This is a genomic window from Lysobacter sp. Root604 (genome assembly GCF_001427505.1).
In the GTDB taxonomy this organism is placed as follows: Bacteria; Pseudomonadota; Gammaproteobacteria; order Xanthomonadales; family Xanthomonadaceae; genus Lysobacter.
Window position 1 is genome coordinate 1,062,613 of the sequence record NZ_LMGS01000001.1, and the last position, 25,356, is coordinate 1,087,968.

Sequence of the window (25,356 nt, forward strand, 5' to 3'; positions counted from 1 at the left end):
GCTCAGAACTCGGCACTACCAGGCGCGCGCGGGTAGGGGATCGCGTCGCGGATATTGCTCAGGCCGCAGACGTAGACCACCAGGCGCTCGAAGCCGAGGCCGAAGCCGGCGTGCGGTACCGTGCCGTAGCGGCGCAGGTCGCGATACCAGCCGTAGTGGGTCGTGTCCAGGCCGAACTGGGCGATGCGCGCATCGAGCACATCCAGGCGCTCCTCGCGCTGGCTGCCGCCGATGATCTCGCCGATGCCCGGCGCCAGCACGTCCATCGCGGCGACGGTCTTGCCGTCGTCGTTGAGGCGCATATAGAAGGATTTGATGTGCTCGGGATAGTTGGTGACCACCACCGGACGGCCGACGTGCTGCTCGGTCAGCCAGCGCTCGTGCTCGGTCTGCAGGTCCAGGCCCCATTCGACCGGGAAGTCGAACTTCTGCCCCGACTTCTGCAGCAGGCCGATCGCATCGGTGTAGTCGATGCGTTCGAACGGCGCGTTGACGAAGGCTTCCAGGCGGGTGATCGCATCGGGCTGGACGCGCTCGGCGATGAAGGCCAGGTCGTCGCCGCGCTCGTCGAGCACCGCGCGGAACATGTACTTGAGGAAATCCTCGGCCAGGCGCGCGTTGGCGGCCAGGTCGTTGAAGGCGACCTCCGGCTCGATCATCCAGAACTCGGCCAGGTGGCGGGTGGTGTTGCTGTTCTCGGCACGGAAGGTCGGCCCGAAGGTATAGACCTTGCTCAGCGCCAGTGCGTAGGCCTCGGCGTTGAGCTGGCCGGACACGGTCAGGAAGGTTTCCTTGCCGAAGAAGTCGCGCGAGAAATCGACCTCGCCGTCCTTGCCGCGCGGCAGGTTGGCCAGGTCCAGGGTCGAGACGCGGAACATCTGGCCCGCGCCCTCGGCGTCGGACGTGGTCACGATCGGGGTGCTGATCCAGTTGAAGCCGTTCTCGTGGAAGAAACGGTGCGCGGCCTGGGCCAGGCTGTGGCGGATGCGGGTGACCGCGCCGAACAGATTGGTGCGCGGGCGCAGGTGGGCGAACTCGCGCAGGTACTCCAGCGTGTGCTGCTTGGGCTGCATGGGGTAGGTCAGCGGCTGTTCGACCCAGCCCACCACCTCCAGCGCGCTGGCCTTGATCTCGTAGCTCTGGCCCTGGCCCTGCGAGGCCACCAGGGTGCCGGTGGCGATCACCGAACAGCCTGTGGTCAGGTGCTTGATCTCGCTGTCGTAATTGGCCAGCGCCGCCGGCGCCACCACCTGGATCGGCGCGAAGCAGGAACCGTCGCTGACATTGACGAAGCTGAGCCCGGCCTTGGAGTCGCGACGGGTACGCACCCAGCCGCGCACCGTGACTTCACCGCCCGCCGGGACCTTGCCTGCGAGTGCCTGTTCGACGCTGACCACCGTCATGGGATTCCTGCCTCGGAACGCTGTTCGATAAGAACCGGGGATGATAACGGATCGGCGCGGCCCGAAGCGCCGACGGCGCCGCTACACTCGGGCCAGGATCGGGCAGGGGAGTGGGACATGCGACGAGGCTGGATGGTGGCGCTGCTGTGGCTGTGCGCCGCGAGCGCGTGGGCGCAGGCGCCGGCGGCGCTGGACGAAGCCCGCGCCGCGCGCTTCGCCAAGCTGGCGCTGGATTGCGTGCAACGCGAGTACCCGAACAAGCTGTCGCACCAACTGCGCAGCGACGCCGACGCGCTACCCCCGCGCAAGCTCTATCCGGCCTTCTACGGCTGCTACGACTGGCACTCCTCGGTGCACGGGCATTGGCTGCTGGCGCGCCTGCTGCAGCGTTATCCGCAGGCCGAGTTCGCCGCGCCCGCGCGGCGCGCCCTGGCCGCCAACCTGACCGCGGCCAACATCGCCGGCGAGCTGGCCTATCTGCGCGCCGGCAGCGACGAATCCTTCGAACGCCCCTACGGCCTGGCCTGGCTGCTGCAGCTGGGCACGCAGCTGCGCGGCTGGGACGATCCGCAGGCGCGGCAGTGGGCCGCGGCGCTGGAGCCGCTGGAGCGCGAGGCCGCCGGGCGCCTGCTGCGTTGGCTGCCCAAGCTGACCATGCCGATCCGGGTCGGCGAGCATTCGCAGACCGCATTCGCGTTCGGCCTGGCCCTGGACTGGACCCAGGCCAGCGGCGATGCGCGCCTGCGCGAGGCGCTGCTGGCGCGCGTACGCCAGTTCCATCTGAACGATCGCGACTGCCCGATCGCCTACGAACCTTCCGGCCAGGACTTCCTCTCGCCTTGTCTGGCCGAGGCCGACCTGATGCGGCGCGTGCTGCCGCCGGCCGAATACGCGCGTTGGCTGAAGGCCTTCCTGCCCGCGATTCCGCGCAAGGCCGACGCCGGCTGGCTGACCCCGGGCGTGGTCCTGGACCCCACCGACGGCAAGCTCGCCCACCTAGACGGCCTGAACCTGAGCCGGGCCTGGATGCTGGAAGGCATGGCGCGCGGCCTGCCGCCCGGCGACCGCCGCATTGCCGCCCTGCACGCGGCCGCCGCGCGCCATCGCGACAGCGGCCTGGCCGCGGTCAGCGACGCGCACTATGCCGGCGCGCACTGGCTGGGCAGTTTCGCCACCTATCTGCTGCTCCCGCCTGGAACTTGAAACGCTGCGTCCCGGGGCCATATCGGTAGGGCCCAGGCCGTCGCCGCGGCCCGCCTGTTACCATGACCGCCTAGCAACGAGAGTCCCCGATGTCCGTCAGCCTCGCCCCCGCCGCCCTCGAACGCGTCCGCCATTTCCTGGCCGAGGCGCCCGATGCCTTGGGCCTGCGTTTCGGCGTGACCCGCACCGGTTGCTCGGGCTGGCAGCACATCGCCGACCTGGCCCGCGACCAGCGCCCGGGCGACACCGTATTCGAGCAGGACGGCGTGCGCATCTACGTCGATCCGATCAGCCTGCCGCTGGTCGACGGCACCCGCATCGAGTTCATGAAGCAGGGCCTGGGCGAGCAGTTCGTGTTCCAGAACCCGAACGTGAGCGCCGAATGCGGCTGCGGCGAGAGCTTCACCACCGCCGCCGACGCGGCCTGAGCCCGCGACCCGGCCGGATCGCGACCTCCCCTGACGATTCCGATCCCGCGCCGTGCGCGGCGGGTTGCCTCGTCTCGACCACGACTGAAACCTCGCCCGCACGCGCGCAGACCCAGCCTGTCCGAATCGGTCCGATAGTGCCGACATTGACTTTCGGCCTAGCGCCGATGCGCAAGTCGCGGGCTAGACTCGGGATCCGCTTCCAGGGGATCGCCATGTTCCGCAAGCTCGTGTTCGCCGCGCTCGCCGCGGCCGTGTTCGTCGCGCCCGCGCATGCGCAGAATGCCGACGCCCGCCTCAAGGCCTATTTCGAGGCCGAGTGGGAGCGCGGCCTGGTCGAGAGCCCGGAAGGCGCCAGCTACAACGGCGACAACCGCTTCAACGACCGCTGGACCGACCGCAGCCTGGCCGCGATCGCGCAGCGCGAAGGCGCCGACCGCGATGCGCTGAGCCGGCTCAAGGCGATCGACCGCGCCGCCCTGTCGGCCGACAGCCAGCTCGATTACGACACCTACGCCTGGAACCTGGAGCGCAACATCGAGCGCCAGAAGTTCCGCGAGTACCTGCAGCCGGTCGGCCACCAGGGCGGCGTGCAGACCGCCGACGGCATCGCCGAGGTGCTGCCCTTCGCCAGCGTCAAGGATTACCGCGACTGGCTGGCGCGCTTGAACGCGCTGCCGGCCACGATCGAACAGACCACCGTGCTGATGCGCGAAGGCCTGAAGCAGGGCAGCACGCCGCCGCGCGTGCTGATGCAGCGCGTGCCGGCGCAGATCGCCTCGCAGATCGTCGACGACCCGGCCAAGAGCGCGTTCTACCGTCCGTTCCTGCGCTTTCCGGCCGCGGTGCCCGAGTCCGACCGCGCCGCGCTGCAGGCCCAGGCCAGGCAGGCGATCGCCGAGCGCATCGTGCCCGCGTACCGCAAGTTCGCCGCCTTCTTCAACGACGAATACCTGCCCAAGACCCGCACCGGCATCGCCGTGGCCGAGCAGCCCGACGGCAAGGCCTATTACGATTTTCTGGCGCGCTACTACACCACCACCGACCTGAGCGCCGAGCAGATCCATCAGACCGGCCTGCAGGAAGTCGCGCGCATCCGCGCGCAGATGGAGCAGGTCAAGGCCGAGGTCGGCTTCAAGGGCACGCTGACGGAGTTCTTCGCCTACCTGCGCAGCGATCCGAAGTTCTTCTACAAGACGCCGCAGGACCTGCTGACCGCGTATCGCGCGCTCTCCAAGCGCATCGATCCGGAGCTGGTGAAGGTATTCCACACCATCCCGCGGCAGCCTTATGGCGTGCGTCCGATCCCCGACAACATCGCCCCGGACACCACCACCGCCTATTACCAGCCCGGCGCCGTCGACGGCAGCCGCGCCGGTTTCTACTACGTGAATCTGTACAAGCCGGAGGTGCGCCCGAGCTGGGAAATGATGGCGCTGTCGCTGCACGAGGCCGTGCCTGGGCATCACTTCCAGTTCGCGCGCGGGCTGGAGCTGCCGGAGCGGCCGATGTTCCGCCGCACCGCCTACTTCGTCGCCTACGGCGAAGGCTGGGGCCTGTATGCCGAACAGCTCGGCTACGACATGGGCCTGTACGACGATCCCTACGATCGCTTCGGCCAGCTCACCTACGAGATGTGGCGCGCGGTGCGCCTGGTGGTGGACACCGGCATGCACGCCAAGGGCTGGAGCCGCGAGCGCGCGATCGCCTACTTCAAGGACAACGCGGCCAAGACCGACCAGGACATCGTCAACGAGGTCGACCGCTACATCGGTACGCCGGGGCAGGCGCTGGCCTACAAGATCGGCCAGCTCAAGATCTCGGCGCTGCGCGCCAAGGCCAAGGCCGCGCTGGGCGAGCGTTTCGACCTGCGCGCGTTCAACGACGAAGTGCTGGCGACCGGCTCGGTGCCGCTGCAGGCGCTGGAGGCGCATATCGATGCGTGGATCGCGGCGGAGCAGGGCAAGCGCTGAGCGCGCTCGGCTGCTGGGGAAAAGCAAATCCTCCTCAATCCCCCTTTTTCAAAGGGGGGAGACAAACAGGTGCGATGCGAGACTTTCCGAAGTCGACGGTTCCCCCCTTTGAAAAAGGGGGGCTAGGGGGGATTTGCTCCACCCGCTCTCAGGCGCATATCGATGCGTGGATCGCGGCGTAGCAAGGCAGGCGCTGAGCGCGCTTGGCTGCTGGGGAAAAGCAAATCCCCCTCAATCCCCCTTTTTCAAAGGGGGAAGACAAACAGGTGCGATGCGAGACTTTCCAAAGTCGATGGTTCCCCCCTTTGAAAAAGGGGGGCTAGGGGGGATTTGCTCCACCCGCTCTCAGGCGGATATCGATGCGTGGATCGCGGCGGAGCAGGGCGGGCGCTGAGCGCGCTCGGCTGCTGGGGAAAAGCAAATCCCCCTCAATCCCCCTTTTTCAAAGGGGGGAGACAAACAGGTGCGATGCGAGACTTTCCGAAGTCGACGGTTCCCCCCTTTGAAAAAGGGGGGGCTAGGGGGGATTTGCTCCACCCGCTCTCAATCGATCACCCGATCAACTTGCCCAACATCCGCAACCCACCCGTCCACACGCCGATCGCGGTGCCCAGGCTGGTCAGGAAGAAGTTCAGCAGCACGCGTGCGACCCGGTTGCGCCACCAGCCGCGCAAGGTCTGGACGTCGTCGCGCAGGGCCATGAAGTCGGCGTAGGTGGGCTTGCGTACCCAGGCCTCGGTGAGCGCGCTGAGCGTGCCCGAGGCCAGGGCTGGGTGCAGCGGCGTGATCGGCGAGGCCACGAACGCGACCAGGATGCTGAGCGGATGGCCGCCGGCGACCGCGCAGCCGATCGCGCCGAGCACGCCGGTGGCCAGCACCCACTGCAGCAGCAAGTCGGAGCCGACGTCGATGCCGCCGCGCCAGAAGCCCCAGGCGAAGCCGCCGAGCACGAACGCGGACAGGATGATCGTGAACCAGGGAATGCTGCTCTTCTGCGGCAGCGATTCGAGTTCCTCGCGCACCGTCGCCGGCGCGCGGGTTTCCTCGCGCAGGTGCTGGGCCAGGCCCTGCAGGTGGCCGGCGCCGACCACGGCCAGCACTTCGCGCGCGTCGCCGTGCGATTCGCGCAGGCGCGCGGCCATGTAGCGGTCGCGCTCGGCGATCACGCTTTCGTACAGCTGCGGGCTTTCGCTGGCGAATTCGCCGAAGCTGGATTCGAGCATGTCGCCTTGCTTGAGCTTCTCGATCTCCTCTTCGCCGACTTCCTCGTCGACGAACAGCGCCGCCAGCAGGCCGCCGCCGAGCTTGGCCCGGCCCCACCAGCCCAGCTTGCTGGAGGCGCGCTTGAAGGTCAGGCCGACCTCGCGGTCGATCAGGTGCACGGGCAGGTCGCGCTGGCGCGCTTCCAGCACCGCGCGCTTGAGTTCGGCGCCGGGCTCGATGCCCAACTGCTCGGCGAGCCGGCGCTGGTAAGCGGCCAGGGCCAGGTTGGCCGCGAACAGCGCAGTCTTGCCGGTGCGCAGAACCTGGATCAGGTCCAGGCGCGCGAGCGCGTCGGGGTCGGTGAGCGCCTGCAGGCGCTGCGGGTCCAGTTCCACCGCGACCGCGTCGTAGGCGCCGCTGCCGATCGCGTCGCGCACCGCGTCCACGCTGGCCTGCGACACGTGCGCGGTTCCGAGCAGGGTATAGCGGACGCCGTCGCGTTCGACGATGGCATGGGGTTGGCCGTGCAGGCCGTCGCTGATCGGTGCATTCATTCGGTGATTGGGCGCCGTACGGGGGCTGGCACAGGAAGGCCGGCAGGATAGAGGCTGGGGGAGATAGCGGCAAACCGCGTAGGTCCGACCGCGGCCGGGCCCGGAAGTGCCCGGGCCGCCGCGATCACTGCTCGCGCGCGTCGAACGGGGCCCGATACCAGAACACCAGGCCCAGCGCGAGCAAGACCGCGCCTATCCAGCGCAGCCAGCGCGGCCACGCCGGCGCGGGCTGGAGCAGGTCGAGCTGGCTCACGAACAGGGTCTCGCAGGCGCCGTTGCCGGTGTCGTCGCGCGACAGCGAGGTGCCGCGCACGAAATTCATGCCGGCCTGGTGCTTGTATACCGCCAACTGGCCGCGCAGGCGCACCTGGTCGCCCACGCGCAGCGCGCGGATGCGTTCGGCGATGTCGCTGCGCTCGGTCAGCAGATGATTGTTGGACAGCGCACGGGTGTGTTCGGGCCCGATCGCGGCGTCGCCGCCGTAGCGGAAATTACAGGTCCACTGGCCGTTCCAGAACGCCATGCGCTCGTAGGCGCCGTCGCTGGCGTTGGCGCCCCAGACCAGGCACAGGTCGGCGACGTTGAGGTGGTCGTTGGCGCGGGTGTGGAAGCTATCCCAGAACGTGTCCGAGTCGTGCCGGCTCACCACCAGGCCGGTGATGTCGTAGTCGGCGACCGGCTCGATGCGGTAGTCGACGTCGCCGGCGCGCACCGAGAACGGCGCCTCCTCGACCGCCCGTTGGCGCGGTTCGGTCAGGACCTCGGGCAGCAGCAGGCCGTGCTCGGGCACGGTGTCGCGCTTGAGGTAACCGAACGCGAGCAGGCCGGCGCCGAGGATCAGCAACAGGCGGACCGGGGAGATCACGGGCGCGCGCTCCTGCGTGCGTCCGAGCGCGCGCGTCGGGCGTGGGTGTGCGTAGCCGAATTCACCGCGTCTTCCCCTGGTTTCGCCGCGGCCGCGGGCCGCCAGCGCGCAGAGTAGAAGCAAGCGCGGCGCCGGAACAAGAGCGGCGTCGCGGCTCAGGGCGCGGCGCTGGCGCGGCGGCTCACCGGCGGCTCATCGGCGGCAACGCGGCGCGGGTATCGGTGGGCGCCGCGCCGCCTGCGCGCTCACGCCCAGCCGTAGGGCAGGTTGGGGCTGGACACCATGCGATCGCCGACGCACTCGCCGTGCAGGAAGCGCAGGCCGGCGTCGATCACGCCGCGGTCTTCGAGCACGCGCTTGTGGCCCAGCCCGGTGGTGCTGAGCAGGCGCGAGTCGGGCCAGTAGCGCGCGTAGCGTTCGCCCTCCGACCACGGCACTTCACGGTCGCCCAGGTCGTGCACGATCAGGGCCGGACTGGCGATGGCCGGCGCGTTGAGATGCGCCTGTTGTTCCTGAAAGCCGATGCCGATGCGCGCCTCGAAGTAGGCGAACATGCGCCGGCACAGGTGCTCGCCGATCCAGACCAGATCGGCGAAACGGTGGGCGGCCGCGACCGGGTCGGCGGCGGGCGCGATCAGCACCGCGCGCTCGGCGCGCAGGCCGCGCGCCATCGCCAGCAGGGTCGCCGCGCCGCCCAGCGAGTGGCCGATCACCGCCGCCGCCGGGCCGTAGTGGCGGCCGACCGCGAGCAGGTGGTGGGTGAAGTCGGGCAGGGTGCTCTGACGGCCGGGGCTCTTGCCGTGCGCGGGCTGGTCGAACGCGACCACCGCGTAGCCGTCGCCGCGCAGGCGTTCCAGCCAGGGCGCGATGCGGGTGCCGTGGCTGGACCAGCCGTGCGCGAACAGCACATAGGGCTGGCGCTGCGGATCGCCCCAGACGTAGGTGACGATGCGATGGCCGTCGACCTCCAGTTCGCCCTCCTGGGCGCCATGGCTGGGCGCGGCCAGCGCTCGGCTGCGCGAGGACGCGAACGGGGTGCTGAACAAGCGCGCGGCGCGCTGCACGGCCGCTTCGGGCGCGAAACGGCTGCCGATCAGAAAGCCCAGGCGGACGCCGTAGAGTTTAATAAAACTACGAACGGTCGTGCTAATTTTGGAGATAAGCGGGTACATGGCGGAGCCTCTCTGCGCGAGCTCAGGCGGTGGGGGAGGAGTAGGAACGGATCAGGCGTTCGAACGCGCGGTGGCCGCGCTCGACGCTGGCTTCGAAGCCGAACAGGCCGGCGTCGTGGTGCACGACCAGGGCCAGCCCGTAGATCTCGAACGCCAATTGGTGGGCGTCGGTGTCGGCCTGCAGTTCGCCGGCATCGACCGCCATCTGCACTGCGCGCGCGATGTCGTTGCGCCAGCGGGTTTCGTGCTGCAGCACGCGATCGCGCAGCACGCCGGGGCGGTCGTCGTACTCGTTGACGGCCGACAACAGCACGCAACCGCCGGAGGTGTGGCGGGCCCAGTCGAACCAGGCGGCGATGATGGCGCGCAGGCGCGGCAGACCGCGCTTGGCCTTCAGCGCCGGCAGCAGCACGTACTCGAGGAAGCGCTGGCCGGCGGCGTCGAGCACCGCCAACTGCAGGTCCTCGCGCGAGCCGAAGTGGGCGAACACGCCGCTCTTGGACATGCCCACCGCCTGCGCCAGCGGACCGATCGACAGGCTCTCCAGACCGCCGCCGATGGCGATGCTGTAGGCCCGGTCGATGATGGCGTCGCGGGTGGCGGCGCCCTTGCCGGTGGCGGTCAGATTGGACATGGCTGAGAAAATAGCACGTTCGTTCGTTTTGCGCCTACCGCTCGTCGGCAGAATGGCAAATTCAGCGTGCGCGACTCAGCGCGATTCCGGCGCCGCGCCATCGCCCGGACCCAGCGGGCGCAGCATCTGCACGGTATCCAGCCAGCGCCCGTGCTTGCGCCCCAAGCCTTGGAACACGCCCACGGTGCGAAAGCCCAGGCGCTCGTGCAGGGCCACCGAGGCGGCGTTGGAGCCGTCGCCGATCACCGCCACCATCTGCCGATAGCCGCGCGCCTCGCAGTCGGCGATCAGCGCCTGCAGCAGGGCGCGGCCGACGCCGCGGCCCTGGCAACCGGGCTGCACATAGACCGTGTCCTCGACCGTCCAGCGGTAACCCTCACGGCTGCGGTAGCTGCTGGCGTAGGCGTAGCCGGCAAAGCCGCCATTGAGTTCGGCGACCAGATAGGGATAGCCCTGAGCCAGCACGGCCTGCCAGCGCCGCGTCATCTCGGCCAGGTCCGGCACTTCGTATTCGTAGGTGGCCACGCCCTCACGCACTTCCAGCGCATACAGGGCGGCGATCGCCGGCAGATCGCCGGCGACGGCGGCGCGGATCAGCGGCGCGGCGGCCACCGCGCTCAATCGCGATAGCGCTTGAGCAGGTCGCCGTAGGCGTCGATGCGGCGGTCGCGCAGGAACGGCCAGATCCGGCGCACGTGCTCGCTGCGCTGCAGGTCGACCTCGGCCATCAGGATCTCGGGCTCGGCCTGGGCGGACTGGGCCAGGAACTCGCCCTGCGGGCCGAGCACGTGGCTGGTACCCCAGAAGTCGATGCCGGACGCGCCCATCGGCGACGGCTCGTGGCCGACCCGGTTGCAGCTCAGCACCGGCAGGCCGTTGGCGACCGCGTGGCCGCGGTGGCTGAGCACCCAGGCGTCGCGCTGGCGGTCCTTCTCGGCCTGCTCGTCGCTGGGATCCCAACCGATCGCGGTCGGATACAGCAACAGCTCGGCGCCGGCCAGGGCCATCAGGCGCGCGCCTTCCGGGTACCACTGGTCCCAGCACACCAGCACGCCGAGGCGGCCGACCGAGGTCTGGATCGGCTCGAAACCGAGGTCGCCCGGAGTGAAGTAGAACTTCTCGTAGAAGCCCGGATCGTCCGGGATGTGCATCTTGCGGTACTTGCCGGCGGTGGAGCCGTCGGCGTCGAAGACCACCGCGGTGTTGTGGTACAGGCCGGCCGCGCGGCGCTCGAACAGCGAGCTCACCAGGACCACGCCGTGCTGCTTGGCCAGCGCGCCAAGACGCTCGGTACTGGGGCCGGGGATGGTCTCGGCCAGGTCGAATTCGTCCACCGACTCGTGCTGACAGAAGTAGGGGCCGTTGTGCAGTTCCTGCAGCAGTACCAGCTTGGCGCCGCGCCTGGCGGCTTCGCCCACGCGGTCCTCGATATTGGCGAGGTTGGCCTCGCGCGAGCCGTGGTCGCGGTCCTGGATCAGGGCGACGGGGAGAGTGGTCTTCTTCATGGGCGGATTCGTATGGGCGGGCCCGGCAAGCCGGAGCGGCGGCGTAGCCTGGCATTGTAAGGCTTGCGGGTCTGCGACAGCCCGAGTAGCGGTCGCTATTGCTGGGCCGCCTCGGGCGGCCAGAGGGCCGGACGCCCCGCACGCAGGAAATCCAGCAACTCGTCTTGCGACACGCCCTGATTGACCCAGCGTAAAGGCTGGGCCCGCAGCACGGAGTGCGCATAGGCCAAGGCCTGCGCCGGCTCGTCCGCGACCATCGTCGGCTCAGGCTGTGCCTCGTAAAGGTCGTGCAGATCGCACAGCGCGTAGAGGTCCAGAGATGTTTCGCTGAGCGATCCGCCGACATCGGCGGCGTGGTACTCGCGGACTTCGATCCCGGCCTTTGTCGGGCACAACTCGATCCAGCGCACCGATCGTTCGCCGAGTGGGCCGACGCTGCCGCCCATGAACTGTTCCAGCGTCGCACCGCGTCTCAGGGTCGACTCCAGGAAGGCCGGCGCGAGGTGACGCATTACGCGGCGCCGGCTGCCGGAATCGCTTAGACCAGCCCGGCCGGCAGCTGCATGGTGATGCAGTGCAGGCTGCCGTTCTGCCAGATCAGCGGGCGGCAGGGCACCGCCACGATCTCGCGATCGGGGAAGGCCTGGGCCAACACCGCCTGGGCGTCGGCGTCGGCGGCATCGCCGTAGGCCGGCATCAATACAGCTCCGTTAACGATGAGGAAGTTGGCGTAACTGGCTGCTAGCCTTCGGTTTTCGTCGATGATCGGCTGCGCCCACGGCAGCGCGAACAGGCGATAGGGCTGACCGTCGCGGGTGCGCAGCGCGGCCAGCTCGGCAGCCATGGCCTGCAGTTCGGCGTAGTGCGAGTCGGTCGGGTCGTCGCAGCCCTGGTAGACGATCGCGTCCGGGCCGGCGAAGCGGGCCAGGGTGTCGATATGGGCGTCGGTGTCGTCGCCCTCGAGGTAGCCGTGGTCCAGCCACAGCACGCGGTCCTGGCACAGCCAGTCGGCCAGCTTGGCGGTGATCTCTTCGCGGCTGGCGTCCGGATGACGCTCGTGCAGGCACTGCCAGGTGCTCAGCAGGCTGCCCGCGCCGTCGGTTTCGATGGCGCCGCCTTCTAAAGCAAAATCAATGCTTTGGCGCTCACTCTTCGAGAATATTCCCAAGTCGTGCAGGCGCTCGACCAGCAGATCGTCCTGGCTGGCGTCGAACTTGCCGCCCCAGCCGGTGAAGCGGAAATCGAGCAGGCGGAAGCCGTCGCCGGCGCGCAGGCTGATCGGGCCGGAATCGCGCAGCCAGGTGTCGTCGTAAGGCGCTTCGACGAAACGCACCCGGTCCATGTCGATGCGGGCCGAGGACAGGCGCGCGCGCGCATAAGCCTGCACGTCGTCGTCGGCGACGCAGACGATCGCCGGCTGGAAACGGGTGATCGCCGCGACCAGGGCGATGTAGGTCTCTTCGACCTCGCCCAGGCGATCGGCCCAGTCGGTGTCGGCGTTCGGCCAGGCGATCAGGACCGCGGACTGGGGTTCCCACTCCGCGGGGAAGCGCAATGCTTGCTCGGTCAAAACTACGGTCTCGTTCGGCGGCTCAGCGCACGGGCGGCTTGGGCCCGATCTCTTGCGCGTCGGCCTTGTTGGCGACCACGTCGACCACCTTGTTCTTCTCGAAGTACACGGTGAACGCCGGGTAGACCCAACGGTTGATGGTGGGCCACTGGCGCTTCTGGCCGCCGCGCGGGTCCAGGCGTTCGGCCGGGGCGCCGTAGCGGGCCTCGACCTGGGCCATGGTCTGACCGCGGACGGGCATGGCCGCCTTGTTCTCTTCGGACACGCGCTCGATCAGCAGGGTGTCGGCGGAGGCGGCGGTGGACAGGAGCAGCAGGGCGGCAAGCGCGAGTACGGCAGGAGCGGTGCGGGACGTCATGGGTGCAACCTCGCTGGAGGACGCGAGATTGTACGCACAAGCCCCGATGCCACGGCAGCACGCGGCCGTCACGTTTTCGCGATTCGGCCGGGCCGGCGAGGGCGCCGGCGCGCAACGCAGAAAGGCCGCCTCGCGGCGGCCTTCCAGTCGAGCGGTTCGAGGCGCGAACGCCGCGAACGGGCTTCTTAGCGCTGACGCGCCTTGAACATGCCCTGGTTTCAGCGCTGACGCGCTTTGAAACGCGGGTTCGACTTGCAGATCACGAAGACCTTGCCACGGCGGCGAACGACTTTGCAGTCGCGGTGACGGGCCTTCGCCGACTTCAGGGAGGACAGGACCTTCATGACAGACCTCGGCAACAGGATTGGAATAGACAGCCCGCGATAATAGCGGGTAAATCCCACTGCGATCAAGTGTTTGCGCGAAATAAATTGCGGGTGGGCCGAATCGGGCCCCGCCGCGCATCCGGATCGGGGCGCTTGCGGCCGTCACGATGAACAGGGAAGGGCCGGCGTCCTTGCATAATAGCCGGCATGACTACCCCTCACGACAGCAGCATCCCCGTCCTCACCATCGACGGCCCCTCCGGCTCCGGCAAGGGCACGATCAGCCGCCTGGTCGCCCAGTCCCTCGGCTGGCATTACCTGGATTCCGGCGCCCTCTACCGCGCGGTCGGCGTCGCCGCCGGCTGGGCCGACCTGGACCTGGCCGACCCGGCCGCCCTGGTCCGCTGCGCCTTCGACACCCGGATCGGCTTCCGCGACGACGAGCGCGGCGAGCTGCGGGTGCTGGTCAACGACCAGGACGCCACCGACGAGCTGCGCACCGAGACCGCCGGCGCGGCCGCCTCGGCCATCGCCGCCATCCCCGAGGTCCGGGCCGCCCTCAAGGACCGCCAGCGCGCCTTCCGCCAGCCGCCGGGCCTGGTCGCCGACGGCCGCGACATGGGCACGGTGATCTTCCCGGACGCCCCCTACAAGGTGTTCCTGACCGCCAGCGCCGACGAAAGGGCGGAAAGGCGCTATAAGCAGTTGAAAGACAAAGGGGTTTCCGTTACTTTAGACGGTCTGCTGCGGGAGATTCTCGCCCGCGACGCCCGCGATGCACAGCGAGCGGTGGCACCGCTGCGCCCGGCCGACGACGCCGTGCGCATCGACACCACCGGCCTGGGCATCGCGCAGGTGGTCGAACGCGTGCTGGCCTTGTTGCCGGCGCGCTGACGTTTCCGCAAACGCGGATCGAGCGCGGCAGTACGCAACAAAAAACAGCCCCGCCGTAATTCCGCGGCGGGATCCACAACGACACATGGTGCAGTCCATCGCGCCACATAACGGGTGGGTCGACCACGTGCTGCTTGCGTCGCTACGACAGCGACGATGCCAGCCGGTGCGGCCCGTGTGTTCAACCGAGTAAATCAACCAATGACCGAATCATTTGCCGAGCTGTTCGAATCCAGCCAGCAGTACCTGGCCAAGCTGAAGCCGGGCGCTATCGTCGTCGGCGTAGTCGTGGAAGTCCGCGGCGACGTCGTCGTGATCAACGCCGGCCTGAAGTCCGAAGGCATCGTGCCGATCGAACAGTTCCGTAACGACGCCGGCGAGATCGACGTTGCCGTTGGCGACGAAGTCAAGGTCGCCCTCGACTCGATCGAGAACGGCTTCGGCGAAACCGTGCTGTCCCGCGAGAAGGCCAAGCGCGCGATGGTGTGGGACGAGCTCGAAGAGGCGCTCGAAAAGAACGAGACCATCACCGGCCGCATCAGCGGCAAGGTCAAGGGTGGTTTCACCGTCGACATCAAGGATGTCCGCGGCTTCCTGCCGGGTTCGCTGGTGGACGTGCGCCCCGTGCGCGACTCCGCCTACCTGGAAGGCAAGGAGCTCGAGTTCAAGCTCATCAAGCTCGATCGCAAGCGCAATAACATCGTCGTCTCCCGCCGTGCGGTGGTCGAGAGCGAGTACAGCGTCGAGCGCGAGCAGCTGATGGAGAAGCTGCAGGAAGGCGCGATCCTCAAGGGCGTCGTCAAGAACCTCACCGATTACGGTGCGTTCGTCGACCTCGGCGGCATCGATGGCCTGCTGCACATCACCGACATGGCGTGGAAGCGCGTGCGTCACCCGTCGGAAGTCGTGGAAGTCGGCCAGGAGCTGGACGTCCGCGTGCTCAAGTACGACCGCGAGCGCAACCGCGTCAGCCTCGGCCTCAAGCAGCTGGGCGAGGATCCGTGGGACAACATCGCGCGCCGCTACCCGGCCGACACCCGCGTGTTCGGCAAGGTCAGCAACGTCACCGATTACGGCGCGTTCGTCGAGATCGAGCCGGGCGTCGAAGGCCTGGTCCACGTCTCCGAAATGGATTGGACCAACAAGAACGTCAACCCGTCCAAGATCGTGCAGGTCGGCGACGAGGTTCAGGTCATGGTGCTGGACGTCGATGAAGAGCGTCGCCGTATCTCGCTGGGCATGAAGCAGGTCACCTCGAACCCGTGGGAGACCTTCGCGGCCATCCACAAGAAGGGCGACAAGGTCGAAGGCCAGATCAAGTCGATCACCGACTTCGGCATCTTCATCGGCCTGGACGGCGGCATCGACGGCCTGGTCCACCTGTCCGACATCAGCTGGAACACCACCGGCGAAGACGTGGTCCGCAACTACAAGAAGGGCGACACGCTCGAAGCCGTCGTCCTGGCCGTGGATCCGGAGCGCGAGCGCATCAGCCTGGGCGTCAAGCAGCTGGAGCAGGACCCGATGGGTCAGTACGTCGCTTCCAACGCCAAGGGCTCGATCGTCAAGGGCGTGGTGAAGGAAGTCGACGCCAAGGGCGCCACGATCGAACTCGCCGACGGCATCGAAGGCTACGTCGCCGCACGCGACATCGCCAAGGAGCGCGTCGAGGACGCCAGCCAGTACCTCAAGGTCGGTCAGGAAGTCGAAGCCAAGATCGTCGGCACGGACCGCAAGGGCCGTTCCATGCAGCTGTCGATCAAGGCCAAGGACGAAGCCGAGCAGCAGGAGGCCCTGGCCGACTACAACCGTTCGGCGTCGGATGCCTCTAGCGGCACCACCAAGCTGGGCGCGCTGCTGCGCGAGCAGCTGAGCGGCAACAAGTCCGAGTAATACCAGCGTCAAGGCGCGCCGTTCCGGGCAACCGGATCGGCGTGGCCGCACTACCGCGGAGGCGGCCCGGCCGAGCCGGGTCGCCTTCGATTTGTGGCACCGTCGCGGCGCCGTCGTATCGGCACCGTCCCGACATCCCAGTACTAGAGCTTGCGCAGCGCCCATGACCAAGTCCGAACTCATCGAGATCCTTTCGCAGCGTCAGGCCCACCTGAAGGGCGACGACGTGGATCTGGCGGTGAAGGCCTTGCTCGAAATGATGGGCGGCGCGCTGTCGGTGGGCGAACGCATCGAGATCCGCGGCTTCGGCAGCTTCTCCTTGCACTTCCGTCCGCCGCGCCTGGGTCGCAACCCCAAGACCGGCGAGTCGGTGGCATTGCCCGGCAAGCACGTCCCGCATTTCAAGCCCGGCAAGGAACTGCGCGAACGCGTCAGCGGCGTGGCGCCGCTGGATGACGAAGCCTAAGGGCTAGGAACGAGCTTAGAGCAGTGAGGAGCGAGTAGGGCGGCGTTGCCGTGAGCTCGTCACCGCGCTTTGTCGTTTCGCTATTCTGGCCGCTGGCATGGCCGGCACCGGCTTTTCTCTAGTTCCTCGTTCCTCTGCACTCGTTTCTGGCCTTAAGCTAGAGCGACATCGCGGACGTTGGACCCATCCCCCATGCGCCTGATCCGTTTCCTCATCGCCTTCGTCTGCCTCGCGGCCGGCGCCACCGTCGGCGCGCTCAATCGGCAGATCGTGCCCATCGACTTGGGCTTCGGCACCTTTCCGACCACTCTGGGCGTGGCCCTGATCGTGTCGCTGCTGATCGGCGTGCTCGCCGGCGGCCTGGCGATCACGGCCAGCCTGGTGCTGCCGCTGCGTCGCCGCCTGGCCCGCGCCGAGCGCGCCGCCGCCGCCCCGCGCGAGGCCTGACGCATGGAATTCATCAGCGAGTGGTTCTGGTTCTTTCTGCTGCTGCCGATCGCGGCCGTCAGCGGCTGGGTGATCGGCCGTCGTGGCGGCGAACGCCACAGCGACAACCAGGTCAGCCACCTGTCGACCACCTACTTCCGCGGCCTGAACTACCTGCTCAACGAGCAGCCCGACAAGGCCATCGAGATCTTCCTGCACATCGCCGAGCTCGATAAGGACACCTTCGAGACCCAGGTCGCGCTGGGCCATCTGTTCCGCCGCCGCGGCGAAGTCGATCGCGCGATCCGCCTGCACCAGGCGCTGGTGCAGCGCCCCGGCCTGAGCGATCAGCAGAAGGTCCAGGCGTTGCTGGCCTTGGGCGAGGACTACATGCGCTCGGGCCTGCTCGACCGCGCCGAGACCGTATTCAGCGACCTGGTCGCCTTGGACATGGCGCCGCTGGCGCTGCGCCACCTGATCGGCATCTACCAGTCCGAACGCGATTGGGACAAGGCGATCGAGAACGCGCGCCGCTACGAGGCCGCCACCGGCGAGCCCATGGGCAAGCTGATCGCGCAGTTCGAGTGCGAACTGGCCGATCGCCATCGCGCCGCCGGCGACGTCGAGGCCGCGCGCGGTTCGGTCAAGCGCGCCTTCGATGCCGACGCGAACTCGGTGCGCGCCGGCATGCTCGAGGGCCGGATCGAGGTCGAGGCCGGCAACGACGCCGCCGCCATCCGCGCGTTCGAGCGCGTCGCCCGCGCCGATCCCGACTACCTGCCCGAAGTGCTGCCCGCGCTGCTGAGCTGCTACGAACGCGACGGCGACCCGACCGGTGCGCGCGCGTTCCTGGCCGAGATGTGCGAGCACTACCGCGGCATCGCGCCGGTGCTGGCCCTGACCCGCATGGTCGAGGCCGAGGACGGCGTGCCGGCCGCGCGCAGCTATCTGGCGCGCCAGCTCAAGGACCGGCCCTCGGTGCGCGGCGAGGCCGCCCTGATCGACCTGACCCTGGCCGAGGGCGCCGATCCGCTGGCGACCCTGCACGATCTCAAGCACATCACCGACCAGTTGCTGGTGCGCAACCCCAGCTATCGCTGCAACCGCTGCGGCTTCGGCGCGCGCAGCCACCATTGGCAATGCCCCAGCTGCAAGGAATGGGGAACGGTCAAGCCGCTGCTGAACTACGCGGTGGTCTGATCCCATGGCGAGTTGGCTGCTCATCCACCTGCTGATCGGAGCGGTCGGCACCTGGCTGGCGCGTTGGTACGCGCTGCGCAACGAACTGATCGACCAGCCCGGCGAGCGCCGCAGCCACGCCGTGGCGACTCCGCGCGGCGGCGGCATCGCGCTGGTGATCGCCCTGCTGGTCGCGACCCTGGCCCTGGCCGTGCGCCTGCCCGCGCAGGCGCCCTTGCTGGCCGCGTTCGGCCTGGGCCTGGCCCTGGTGGCCGGGGTCGGCCTGATCGACGACCACCGCCCGCTGTCGGCCTCGCTGCGGCTGGCGGTGCACGCCGTGGCCGCGGCGGTGCTGGCCTACGCGGTCTGGCACGTGCTGGACGCGCCCTGGCTGGCCCTGGGCGCGTTCGTGGCCGCGCTGGCGCTGACCAACGTTTGCAACTTCATGGACGGCATCAACGGCCTGGCCGCCAGCCAGGCCGCCCTGATCGCCGTGGCGCTGGGTTGGCTGGCCGGAGCGCCGGGGCTGTGGCTGGGTCTGGCCCTGGCCGCGGCCTGCCTCGGTTTCCTGCCCTTCAACTTCCCCAAGGCCCGGATTTTCATGGGCGATGTGGGCAGCGGAGCGCTCGGCTATGCCCTGGCCGGGCTCATGGTCCTGGCCGCGACCGTGCTGGGCAGCCGATCAGCGGTCGTCCTGATGCCGCTGTCGGCGTTCCTTATCGACGCGGGCTTGACACTGTTGCGCCGCATGCTGCGTCGGGAAGCGTGGTGGACGGCGCATTCTCAGCATGCATATCAGGTTTGGGCCAGGAGGGTAGGGCACACCAAAGTCACCATCGCCTACGCCATGCACACCCTCGTCGCTGTGCTGGCGCTCCCAGTCCTGCTGCAAACGAGAATGGCTTTCATGTTGTGTACGGTTGCGGCGTGGTATATGTCCGGCGCTTTTTTGTGGTGGTGGTTACAACGCGCCGGCTCCGAGCCGGCGTTGAATTCTCCCGGCAAGGTATAGGGGCATGGAATGAGCTCATGGCGCGATCGTCTTAAAGGTGCACTGCCGCGCATGGCGGTAGTCGCGCACGATCTCGCGATGGTGTGGTTGGTCTGGCAGGCCCTGTACCGTTTGCGCTTCGGCATCATCCCCGCCCCGGTTCCGCTGCCGCTGTGGTCGTCCGAGATCGCGCTGGTGATGGTGGCCCAGGGCCTGGTGTTCTGGCAGGTCGGTCTGTACCGCGGCCTGTGGCGCTTCGCCGGCGTGCCCGACCTTTGGAACATCTTCAAGGCCTGCATGCTCGGTCTGTTCGCGATCGTGCTGGTGCTGTTCCTCTATAACCGCCTCGACACCACGATGCCGCGCACGGTGCTGGTGCTGTATCCGGTGGTGCTGGTGGGCATGCTGGGCGCGCCGCGCCTGCTGTACCGCGCCTGGAAGGACAGCCGCGTCGAACGCGCCGACACCGCCTCGGTGCGCATCCTGATCCTCGGCGCCGGCCGTGCCGGCGAAGCGCTGGTGCGCGACCTGCGCCGCTTCGGCACCTACGAACCCGTCGGCTTCCTCGACGACGCCGCGCGCCTGCGTGGCAGCAAGGTCCAGGGCGTGCCGGTGCTGGGGCGCGTGCCCGAAGTGGCGGAGATCGCGCGCGAGACCGCGGCCAAGCTGCTGGTGATCGCGATGCCGTCGGCCGACGCCAACGCGCTGCAACGGGTGGTGATCGCCTGCGAGCGCACCGGGCTGCCGTTCCGGATGGTGCCGCGCCTGCAGGACGTGCTGGAAGGGCGTTCGCTGCCGGGCGAGTTGAAAGAGGTCGCGATCGAGGACCTGCTCGGCCGCAAGCCGGTACTGCCGGATTGGAAGGCGATCCGCAGCTGGCTGGGCGCGCGTTCGGTGCTGGTCACCGGCGCCGGCGGTTCGATCGGCTCGGAGCTGTGCCGCCAGTGCGCGCGCCACGGCGCACGCCGGATCGCCTTGATCGAGATCGACGAACTCGCCCTGACCCAGACCGAGGCCGCGCTGCGCCGCGACTTCCCCGATCTGGAATACATCCCCATCCTCGGCGACTGCGGCGATCCGGCGGTGATCGCGTTCGCGCTGGGCCAGTCCGAACCCGACGCGGTCTTCCACGCCGCCGCCTACAAGCAGGTGCCGCTGCTGGAAGCGCAACTGCGCGAGGCGGTGCGAAACAACGTGCTCGCCACCGCGACCGTGGCCAAGGCCTGCCGCGAGGCCGGCGTCGGCACCTTCGTGCTGATCTCCACCGACAAGGCGGTCGATCCGGTCAACGTGCTCGGCGCGACCAAGCGCCTGGCCGAGATGACCTGCCAATCGCTGGCCGACCAGCGCTCGACCCGCTTCGTGACCGTGCGCTTCGGCAACGTGCTCGACTCGGCCGGCAGCGTGGTGCCGTTGTTCCGCGAACAGATCCGCAGCGGCGGCCCGGTCACGGTCACCGATCCGGAGGTCACGCGCTTCTTCATGACCATCCCGGAAGCCTGCCAGCTGATCCTGCAGGCCTCGGCGATCGGCACGCACGAGGCGATCTATACCCTCGATATGGGCGAGCCGGTGCCGATCCGCCTGTTGGCCGAGCAGATGATCCGTCTGGCCGGCAAGCAGCCGGGCCGCGACGTCGCGATCATCTACACCGGCCTGCGTCCGGGCGAGAAGCTGCACGAAACCTTGTTCCACGCCGACGAGCGCTACCGCCCGACCCAGCACCCCAAGATCCTGCAGGCCGAGCCGCGCGAGGTGTCCGCCCACGCGATCGAGTCGGCCATCGCACAGCTGCGCGAGGCCTCGGCGCGCTACGACCGCGAATTGCTCAACCAGCTGCTGCGCATGGCGGTGCCCGAATTCGCGCCGGTCGGCGAGCATCCCGACTATGTCGAATCCGCCACCGTGGTGGCGTTCCCCACACGCAACGCCAGGAAGGTTTGATGGCCGCTCGCATCCGCAAAGCCGTATTCCCGGTCGCTGGGCTGGGGACCCGGTTCCTGCCCGCGACCAAGACCGTCCCCAAGGAAATGCTGCCGATCGTCGATCGGCCCCTGATCCAGTACGCCGTCGACGAAGCCATCGAAGCCGGCTGCGACACCCTGATCTTCGTCACCAACCGCTACAAGCACGCGGTCGCCGACTACTTCGACAAGGCCTACGAGCTGGAACAGAAGCTCGAACGCAGCGGCAAGCTCGAGCAACTGGAACTGGTGCGCAACGTGCTGCCTCCGGGCGTGCGGGCGGTGTTCGTGACGCAGGCCGAGGCGCTGGGCCTGGGCCATGCGGTGCTGTGCGCCAAGCCCGTGGTCGGCGACGAGCCGTTCGCGGTGGTGCTGCCGGACGACCTGATCTGGAACCGCGGCCCGGGCGCGCTCAAGCAGATGGCCGACGCGGCCGAAATCTCCGGCGCCAGCGTGATCGCGGTGCAGGACGTGCCGCGCGAGCAGACCGGCAGTTACGGCATCGTCGCCACCGACGGTTTCGCCGCGCGCCAGGGCCGTATCCGCGCCATCGTCGAGAAGCCCTCGCCGGACGTCGCGCCCAGCAACCTGGCCGTGGTCGGCCGCTACGTGCTCAACCCGCGCATCTTCTCCCTGCTGGAGAACACCACGCCTGGCGCCGGCGGCGAGATCCAGCTCACCGACGCGATCGCGGCGATGCTCACCGAGGAGGCCGTTAACGCTTACCGCTTCCAGGGCACGCGTTTCGACTGCGGCACCCACCTGGGCCTGATCGAAGCCACGATCCGTTTCGCTCTGGACCACGAAGTGCTCAGCGACTCGGCGCGCCAGCTGATGCAGAACGCCTTGGCGGAACTGGGCGTGGCGGATCTGGAGTGAGGCAGTAGCCAGTGTGAAGTAACGAGCAACGAGTAGAGGCGCGCAGCTGTCTCACTCGTTACTACTTACTCGCTACTACTTACTCGTTCCTGCCCCTCACCCGCAGCGCCAGAACGTCGCCATCGCCATCGGCCCGCGCAACGCGCGCACGGCGGTGGCGGCTCGATCAAGGCGTGCCGCGATGCGCCCGATAGGCCAGCAACGCGCATAGCGCGGCGAACCCGATCCAGAGCGTCACGATCACAGCGGCCGCGACGCGGCCTGCCAAACCGCCCTCGGGATCGCCGGCCTGCGCGGCACGCGCGCGGCACTCGATCATGACGGTCGCTGGAATCATGCGGATCGCCCAGGCGATCCCTAGCGGAAGCAGGAGCAGGTCGTCCAGATAGCCCAGGACCGGGATGAAGTCCGGAATCAGGTCGATGGGGCTGAGCGCATAGGCCACGATCGCCGCGACCAGCAGCTTGGCGTACCACGGCGTGCGCGGGTGCCGCGCCGCGAGATAGAGCGCATGGATCTCGCGCTTGAGTTCGCGAGCGCGTTGCCGCAATGCATCGATCCACTGCACGTCTTCGACCTCTATGGCGCTTGGGCTGCGGGCACGCATCACGATGTATGCGAAGGCCAGTCAGGGCAACCGTTTCCTGCGCTTACCGTTCACCGGTAATACCAGAGCATCGCCATCGCCAGGGCCGCGCACAGGACGGCCAGCACGCTCGCCGCCGCGGCCATGCGCCGCACCCGCACGATCCAGCGCTGCGCGACCACGCCGCGCAGCACGCGCACGTCGCGCAGGGTGCGCCAGTCGCGTGGTGGGAAGCGCCGCTCGGCCTGGGCCGCCGCGGCCAGACGCCGCAAGCTGCGCGCCAACAGCGACAGCGGGACCACCGGCAACAGCGCCAGCGCGACCAGCAGGCCGCGCAGCCAGCGCCGGGTGCGCTGCGGGTCGTCGTCCTGGGCCAGCTGGGTCGCGAGCCCGCTCAGCCAGCCGTCGAGTTGCCACAAGCCGAACAAGGCCAACACCACGATCGCGGCGATGATCAGCAGGCTGCGCCTGCGATAGGCTAGGTCAGCCGGGTGGATGTCCGCTTCGCGCACTATCGCGTTCCTGTGAATCCGAGCGTTCCCGCGCATTTCAACAAACCCGACCGCCGCATTCCAGACCGCCCATGACCGTCCCCAGCTACTACCGCGCCACCTTGCCGCCGACGCCCGAACGCCCGGCGCTGCAGGGCCGCCGCGAGGCCTCGGTGTGCGTGATCGGCGGCGGCTTCGCCGGGCTCAACACCGCGCTGGGCCTGGCCGAGCGCGGCGTCGCCGGCGTCGCCCTGATCGAGGCCCAGGGCCTGGGTCACGGCGCCTCGGGTCGCAACGGCGGTTTCGTGTTCGGCGGTTATTCGCGCGGCGAGGACGCGCTGCTGCGCGAACTGGGCCCCGAACGCGCGCGCGCCCTCTATGCGGGCACCACCGAGGCGGTCGAGCTGATTCGCACGCGCATCCATCGCCACGGCCTGGACTGCGACGCGGTCCAGGCCGGCGTGATCTGGGCCAACTGGTTCCGCGATCCCGAGGTCCTGCGTTCGCGCCAACGTCTGCTGGCCGAGCGCTACGGCGCCGAGTGGCGCTGGCTGGCGCAGGACGAACTGCGCGACCTGGTACGCAGCCCGCGCTACCACGACGGCCTGTTCGAACCGCAGGCCTTCCATTTCCACCCGCTCAAGTACGCGCACGGGTTGGCCGCACTGGCCGAGCGCGCCGGCGTCGCCGTGCACGAGCGCACGCCGGCGACCGCGCTGCGCCGCGAGGGCGCTCATTGGCGGGTGACCACGCCGCAAGGCGAGATCGCCGCGCGCCAGGTCGTGCTGGCCTGCGGCGGCTACCTGGCCGGCCTGAGCGCGCGCGTGGACGCGGGCGTGATGCCGATCGCGACCTACGTCATGGTCACCGAGCCCCTGGGCGCGCGCCTGGACGAGGCTCTGCGCACGCGCGCGGCGGTCTACGACACCCGTTTCGCGTTCGACTACTACCGGCCGCTGCCGGACACGCGGCTGCTCTGGGGCGGGCGCATCTCGGTGCTGGACCGCTCGCCGGCGGCGGTGGAGCGCCTGCTGCGGCGCGACTTGCTCAAGGTGTTCCCGCAATTGGAGGGCGTGCGCATCGAGCAGGCCTGGTCCGGCCTGATGAGCTATGCGCGCCACCAGATGCCGCAGATCGGCCAGGTCGAGGACGGCCTGTGGCTGGCCCAAGCCTTCGGCGGCCACGGCGTGGCGCCGACCACCTACGCGGGCGAAGTGCTGGCCGCGGCGATCGCGCACGGCGATCCGCGCTGGCGCGAGTTCGCCCATTACGGCCTGGTCTCGGCGCTGAAGCCGGCGGGATTGCTGGGCGCGCAGCTGAGTTACAGCTGGGCCCAGTTCAAGGATCATTGGAAGGATTGGAACGAGGGCAGGCGCGCGTGAGCGAAAACGAAACCACGGTCGCCGGCGGCGATCTGAGCTGGAGCGAGTTCGAGCGGGTGATGCTGTGCGCGGGCACGGTGCTGCGGGTCGAGGCGTTCCCGGAAGCGCGCAAGCCGGCCTGGAAACTGTGGGTGGACTTCGGACCGCACGGCGTGCGCAAGACCAGCGCGCAGGTGAAACAGCTGTACACGGCCGAGGAACTGGTCGGGCGCCAGATCGTCGGCGTGATCAATTTCCCGCCCAAGCAGGTCGGCCCGTTCCGTTCCGAATTCCTGCTCACCGGCTTCCCCACCGACGAAGGCGTGGTGGTCACCGCGATCGAACGGCCGGTGCCGAACGGAACGCGCCTGGCCTGAGCCTCTCGCTAGCATTGGGGTAGGAGCGGCCCGAGCCGCGACCGCGCCATCGAAGCGACGACGCAAGCAAGCTTCGCGGTCGTGGCTCGCGCCGCTCCTGCACGGGACTCACCGCGCATTAAACATCGTTAATCCCGCGCCCAGACTGCCGTAGCCCGCAACCGCCTAGCCTGCGAACGCGATCGCACCGGTCGCGTCTTCGGGAGAGGCCGTCATGTTCCGTAAATCCCTGCTACCGATCGCCGCCGCCTTGCTGTCGCTGAGCCTGGCCGCCGGCGCCGCGCAACCCGCAGCGGCCATGCATCCGGCGCCCGCCGCAAAGCCCGCGCCCGCGCGTGCCGCCGTCCAACCGATGGCGGCCGCGGCCAAACCGGCGCCGGCCAAAGCGACCGCGGCGAACCACTGCCGCGATCCCCAGGGCAAGTTCGTGTCCTGCGACAAGCAGGCCGCCAGCAAGCGTTGCCGCGACGCCCAGGGCAAGTTCACCGCCTGCCCGAAGTAGTGCGCGCACGACGCCGGCTACCGTGGGCCGGGCGTCGCGCGCCCAGCGTGGTGCGAGGCGAGGGCAGTTCCGGCTGCCCTCGCTTTTTTTGTGGGCCGTAAACGCATCGGGGCGACCGTAGCCGCCCCGATGATTCGATGCGAAGGCCGAGGC

At 68.8% G+C, this 25,356-nt stretch carries 26 protein-coding genes and 1 pseudogene; 14 read left to right on the top strand and 13 right to left on the bottom strand.

The features are described from left to right. Positions 1-2: 2 nt before the first annotated feature. Complete coding sequence (gene asnS, locus ASD69_RS04940) at positions 3-1,403, bottom strand: asparagine--tRNA ligase (protein WP_056174592.1); 1,401 nt, start codon at positions 1,401-1,403, stop codon at positions 3-5. A 117-nt stretch (positions 1,404-1,520) separates the two neighbouring features. On the opposite strand from asnS, the gene ASD69_RS04945 reads away from it, so the two are divergent. The 3 genes from ASD69_RS04945 (at position 1,521) to ASD69_RS04955 (ending at position 5,007) form a co-directional block, all read left to right on the top strand. Next, complete coding sequence (locus ASD69_RS04945; protein ID WP_200943940.1) at positions 1,521-2,606, top strand: DUF2891 domain-containing protein; 1,086 nt, start codon at positions 1,521-1,523, stop codon at positions 2,604-2,606. 89 nt (positions 2,607-2,695) lie between these two features. Then, positions 2,696-3,034, top strand: a complete 339-nt coding sequence (locus ASD69_RS04950) for an iron-sulfur cluster assembly accessory protein (protein ID WP_056174597.1) — start codon at positions 2,696-2,698, stop codon at positions 3,032-3,034. Between the two features lie 215 nt (positions 3,035-3,249). Further along, complete coding sequence (locus ASD69_RS04955; protein ID WP_082576270.1) at positions 3,250-5,007, top strand: DUF885 domain-containing protein; 1,758 nt, start codon at positions 3,250-3,252, stop codon at positions 5,005-5,007. 551 nt (positions 5,008-5,558) lie between these two features. On the opposite strand, the gene ASD69_RS04960 is transcribed toward ASD69_RS04955, so the two are convergent. The 10 genes from ASD69_RS04960 to ykgO form a co-directional block, all read right to left on the bottom strand. Further along, positions 5,559-6,764, bottom strand: a complete 1,206-nt coding sequence (locus tag ASD69_RS04960; protein WP_056174599.1) for a TraB/GumN family protein — start codon at positions 6,762-6,764, stop codon at positions 5,559-5,561. Between the two features lie 124 nt (positions 6,765-6,888). Continuing rightward, positions 6,889-7,629: a hypothetical protein gene (locus tag ASD69_RS04965; RefSeq protein WP_056174603.1), complete on the bottom strand. Its 741-nt coding sequence runs from the start codon at positions 7,627-7,629 to the stop codon at positions 6,889-6,891. Between the two features lie 245 nt (positions 7,630-7,874). Then, entirely contained in the window at positions 7,875-8,801 is a 927-nt protein-coding gene (locus ASD69_RS04970; protein WP_056174605.1) for an alpha/beta fold hydrolase, read from the bottom strand. A gap of 22 nt (positions 8,802-8,823) precedes the next feature. Next, entirely contained in the window at positions 8,824-9,435 is a 612-nt protein-coding gene (locus ASD69_RS04975) for a TetR/AcrR family transcriptional regulator (RefSeq protein WP_056174606.1), read from the bottom strand. Between the two features lie 75 nt (positions 9,436-9,510). After that, positions 9,511-10,056 (bottom strand): GNAT family N-acetyltransferase, encoded by a 546-nt coding sequence (locus ASD69_RS04980; protein ID WP_235567142.1) that lies wholly within the window; start codon positions 10,054-10,056, stop codon positions 9,511-9,513. Next, positions 10,053-10,940: a carbon-nitrogen hydrolase gene (locus tag ASD69_RS04985; RefSeq protein ID WP_056174608.1), complete on the bottom strand. Its 888-nt coding sequence runs from the start codon at positions 10,938-10,940 to the stop codon at positions 10,053-10,055. Before ASD69_RS04985 ends, ASD69_RS04980 begins: the two co-directional genes overlap by 4 nt. Positions 10,941-11,035: 95 nt before the next feature. Further along, the gene (locus ASD69_RS04990; RefSeq protein ID WP_056174610.1) at positions 11,036-11,452 is read right to left on the bottom strand and encodes a hypothetical protein; all 417 of its coding nucleotides are present in this window, start codon (positions 11,450-11,452) and stop codon (positions 11,036-11,038) included. A gap of 26 nt (positions 11,453-11,478) precedes the next feature. After that, on the bottom strand, positions 11,479-12,510 hold the full coding sequence (locus tag ASD69_RS04995; protein ID WP_056174612.1) for an agmatine deiminase family protein: 1,032 nt from the start codon (positions 12,508-12,510) through the stop codon (positions 11,479-11,481). A 22-nt stretch (positions 12,511-12,532) separates the two neighbouring features. Beyond that, a complete protein-coding gene (locus tag ASD69_RS05000; protein WP_056174615.1) occupies positions 12,533-12,868 on the bottom strand; it encodes a hypothetical protein in 336 nt (111 codons plus the stop codon). Positions 12,869-13,086: 218 nt separating this feature from the next. Beyond that, positions 13,087-13,212 (bottom strand): type B 50S ribosomal protein L36, encoded by a 126-nt coding sequence (gene ykgO / locus ASD69_RS05005; RefSeq protein WP_010342887.1) that lies wholly within the window; start codon positions 13,210-13,212, stop codon positions 13,087-13,089. Between the two features lie 189 nt (positions 13,213-13,401). Between ykgO and cmk the strand changes: the two genes are divergently transcribed. The 8 genes from cmk (at position 13,402) to galU (ending at position 21,886) form a co-directional block, all read left to right on the top strand. After that, the gene (gene cmk / locus ASD69_RS05010) at positions 13,402-14,088 is read left to right on the top strand and encodes a (d)CMP kinase (RefSeq protein WP_056174617.1); all 687 of its coding nucleotides are present in this window, start codon (positions 13,402-13,404) and stop codon (positions 14,086-14,088) included. 201 nt (positions 14,089-14,289) lie between these two features. Beyond that, entirely contained in the window at positions 14,290-15,981 is a 1,692-nt protein-coding gene (gene rpsA, locus ASD69_RS05015) for a 30S ribosomal protein S1 (protein WP_056174620.1), read from the top strand. A 163-nt stretch (positions 15,982-16,144) separates the two neighbouring features. Continuing rightward, the gene (locus tag ASD69_RS05020; protein ID WP_055906732.1) at positions 16,145-16,447 is read left to right on the top strand and encodes an integration host factor subunit beta; all 303 of its coding nucleotides are present in this window, start codon (positions 16,145-16,147) and stop codon (positions 16,445-16,447) included. Positions 16,448-16,639: 192 nt separating this feature from the next. Then, complete coding sequence (locus tag ASD69_RS05025) at positions 16,640-16,894, top strand: LapA family protein (RefSeq protein WP_056174623.1); 255 nt, start codon at positions 16,640-16,642, stop codon at positions 16,892-16,894. Positions 16,895-16,897: 3 nt separating this feature from the next. Further along, the gene (gene lapB, locus ASD69_RS05030; RefSeq protein WP_056174625.1) at positions 16,898-18,073 is read left to right on the top strand and encodes a lipopolysaccharide assembly protein LapB; all 1,176 of its coding nucleotides are present in this window, start codon (positions 16,898-16,900) and stop codon (positions 18,071-18,073) included. A gap of 4 nt (positions 18,074-18,077) precedes the next feature. Further along, a complete protein-coding gene (locus tag ASD69_RS05035) occupies positions 18,078-19,064 on the top strand; it encodes a hypothetical protein (RefSeq protein ID WP_056174631.1) in 987 nt (328 codons plus the stop codon). 9 nt (positions 19,065-19,073) lie between these two features. Then, complete coding sequence (locus ASD69_RS05040) at positions 19,074-20,987, top strand: nucleoside-diphosphate sugar epimerase/dehydratase (RefSeq protein ID WP_056174633.1); 1,914 nt, start codon at positions 19,074-19,076, stop codon at positions 20,985-20,987. Beyond that, entirely contained in the window at positions 20,987-21,886 is a 900-nt protein-coding gene (galU, locus tag ASD69_RS05045; protein ID WP_056174635.1) for a UTP--glucose-1-phosphate uridylyltransferase GalU, read from the top strand. Before ASD69_RS05040 ends, galU begins: the two co-directional genes overlap by 1 nt. Positions 21,887-22,112: 226 nt before the next feature. Here galU and ASD69_RS05050 read toward each other — a convergent pair. Both ASD69_RS05050 and ASD69_RS05055 read right to left on the bottom strand, forming a co-directional pair. After that, a pseudogene (locus ASD69_RS05050) lies at positions 22,113-22,415 on the bottom strand (DUF1232 domain-containing protein); the annotation flags it as partial. 128 nt (positions 22,416-22,543) lie between these two features. Further along, positions 22,544-22,984 (bottom strand): hypothetical protein, encoded by a 441-nt coding sequence (locus ASD69_RS05055; protein WP_056174638.1) that lies wholly within the window; start codon positions 22,982-22,984, stop codon positions 22,544-22,546. A gap of 71 nt (positions 22,985-23,055) precedes the next feature. On the opposite strand from ASD69_RS05055, the gene ASD69_RS05060 reads away from it, so the two are divergent. The 3 genes from ASD69_RS05060 to ASD69_RS05070 all read left to right on the top strand — a co-directional run bounded on the left by ASD69_RS05060 (position 23,056) and on the right by ASD69_RS05070 (position 25,203). Continuing rightward, positions 23,056-24,345: an FAD-binding oxidoreductase gene (locus ASD69_RS05060; RefSeq protein WP_056174640.1), complete on the top strand. Its 1,290-nt coding sequence runs from the start codon at positions 23,056-23,058 to the stop codon at positions 24,343-24,345. Further along, entirely contained in the window at positions 24,342-24,701 is a 360-nt protein-coding gene (locus tag ASD69_RS05065) for a tRNA-binding protein (protein WP_082576271.1), read from the top strand. Before ASD69_RS05060 ends, ASD69_RS05065 begins: the two co-directional genes overlap by 4 nt. A gap of 214 nt (positions 24,702-24,915) precedes the next feature. Continuing rightward, complete coding sequence (locus tag ASD69_RS05070; protein WP_056174642.1) at positions 24,916-25,203, top strand: hypothetical protein; 288 nt, start codon at positions 24,916-24,918, stop codon at positions 25,201-25,203. Positions 25,204-25,356 lie beyond the last annotated feature (153 nt).

Excerpts from the sequence above, each read along its gene's own strand:
- asnS (WP_056174592.1), bottom strand. The coding sequence starts at position 1,403 with ATGACGGTGGTCAGCGTCGAACAGGCACTCGCAGGCAAGGTCCCGGCG.
- ASD69_RS04945 (WP_200943940.1), top strand. The coding sequence starts at position 1,521 with ATGCGACGAGGCTGGATGGTGGCGCTGCTGTGGCTGTGCGCCGCGAGC.
- ASD69_RS04950 (WP_056174597.1), top strand. The coding sequence starts at position 2,696 with ATGTCCGTCAGCCTCGCCCCCGCCGCCCTCGAACGCGTCCGCCATTTC.
- ASD69_RS04955 (WP_082576270.1), top strand. The coding sequence starts at position 3,250 with ATGTTCCGCAAGCTCGTGTTCGCCGCGCTCGCCGCGGCCGTGTTCGTC.
- ASD69_RS04960 (WP_056174599.1), bottom strand. The coding sequence starts at position 6,764 with ATGAATGCACCGATCAGCGACGGCCTGCACGGCCAACCCCATGCCATC.
- ASD69_RS04970 (WP_056174605.1), bottom strand. The coding sequence starts at position 8,801 with ATGTACCCGCTTATCTCCAAAATTAGCACGACCGTTCGTAGTTTTATT.
- ASD69_RS04975 (WP_056174606.1), bottom strand. The coding sequence starts at position 9,435 with ATGTCCAATCTGACCGCCACCGGCAAGGGCGCCGCCACCCGCGACGCC.
- ASD69_RS04985 (WP_056174608.1), bottom strand. The coding sequence starts at position 10,940 with ATGAAGAAGACCACTCTCCCCGTCGCCCTGATCCAGGACCGCGACCAC.
- ASD69_RS04990 (WP_056174610.1), bottom strand. The coding sequence starts at position 11,452 with ATGCGTCACCTCGCGCCGGCCTTCCTGGAGTCGACCCTGAGACGCGGT.
- ASD69_RS05000 (WP_056174615.1), bottom strand. The coding sequence starts at position 12,868 with ATGACGTCCCGCACCGCTCCTGCCGTACTCGCGCTTGCCGCCCTGCTG.
- ykgO (WP_010342887.1), bottom strand. The coding sequence starts at position 13,212 with ATGAAGGTCCTGTCCTCCCTGAAGTCGGCGAAGGCCCGTCACCGCGAC.
- cmk (WP_056174617.1), top strand. The coding sequence starts at position 13,402 with ATGACTACCCCTCACGACAGCAGCATCCCCGTCCTCACCATCGACGGC.
- rpsA (WP_056174620.1), top strand. The coding sequence starts at position 14,290 with ATGACCGAATCATTTGCCGAGCTGTTCGAATCCAGCCAGCAGTACCTG.
- ASD69_RS05020 (WP_055906732.1), top strand. The coding sequence starts at position 16,145 with ATGACCAAGTCCGAACTCATCGAGATCCTTTCGCAGCGTCAGGCCCAC.
- ASD69_RS05025 (WP_056174623.1), top strand. The coding sequence starts at position 16,640 with ATGCGCCTGATCCGTTTCCTCATCGCCTTCGTCTGCCTCGCGGCCGGC.
- lapB (WP_056174625.1), top strand. The coding sequence starts at position 16,898 with ATGGAATTCATCAGCGAGTGGTTCTGGTTCTTTCTGCTGCTGCCGATC.
- ASD69_RS05035 (WP_056174631.1), top strand. The coding sequence starts at position 18,078 with ATGGCGAGTTGGCTGCTCATCCACCTGCTGATCGGAGCGGTCGGCACC.
- ASD69_RS05040 (WP_056174633.1), top strand. The coding sequence starts at position 19,074 with ATGAGCTCATGGCGCGATCGTCTTAAAGGTGCACTGCCGCGCATGGCG.
- galU (WP_056174635.1), top strand. The coding sequence starts at position 20,987 with ATGGCCGCTCGCATCCGCAAAGCCGTATTCCCGGTCGCTGGGCTGGGG.
- ASD69_RS05060 (WP_056174640.1), top strand. The coding sequence starts at position 23,056 with ATGACCGTCCCCAGCTACTACCGCGCCACCTTGCCGCCGACGCCCGAA.
- ASD69_RS05070 (WP_056174642.1), top strand. The coding sequence starts at position 24,916 with ATGTTCCGTAAATCCCTGCTACCGATCGCCGCCGCCTTGCTGTCGCTG.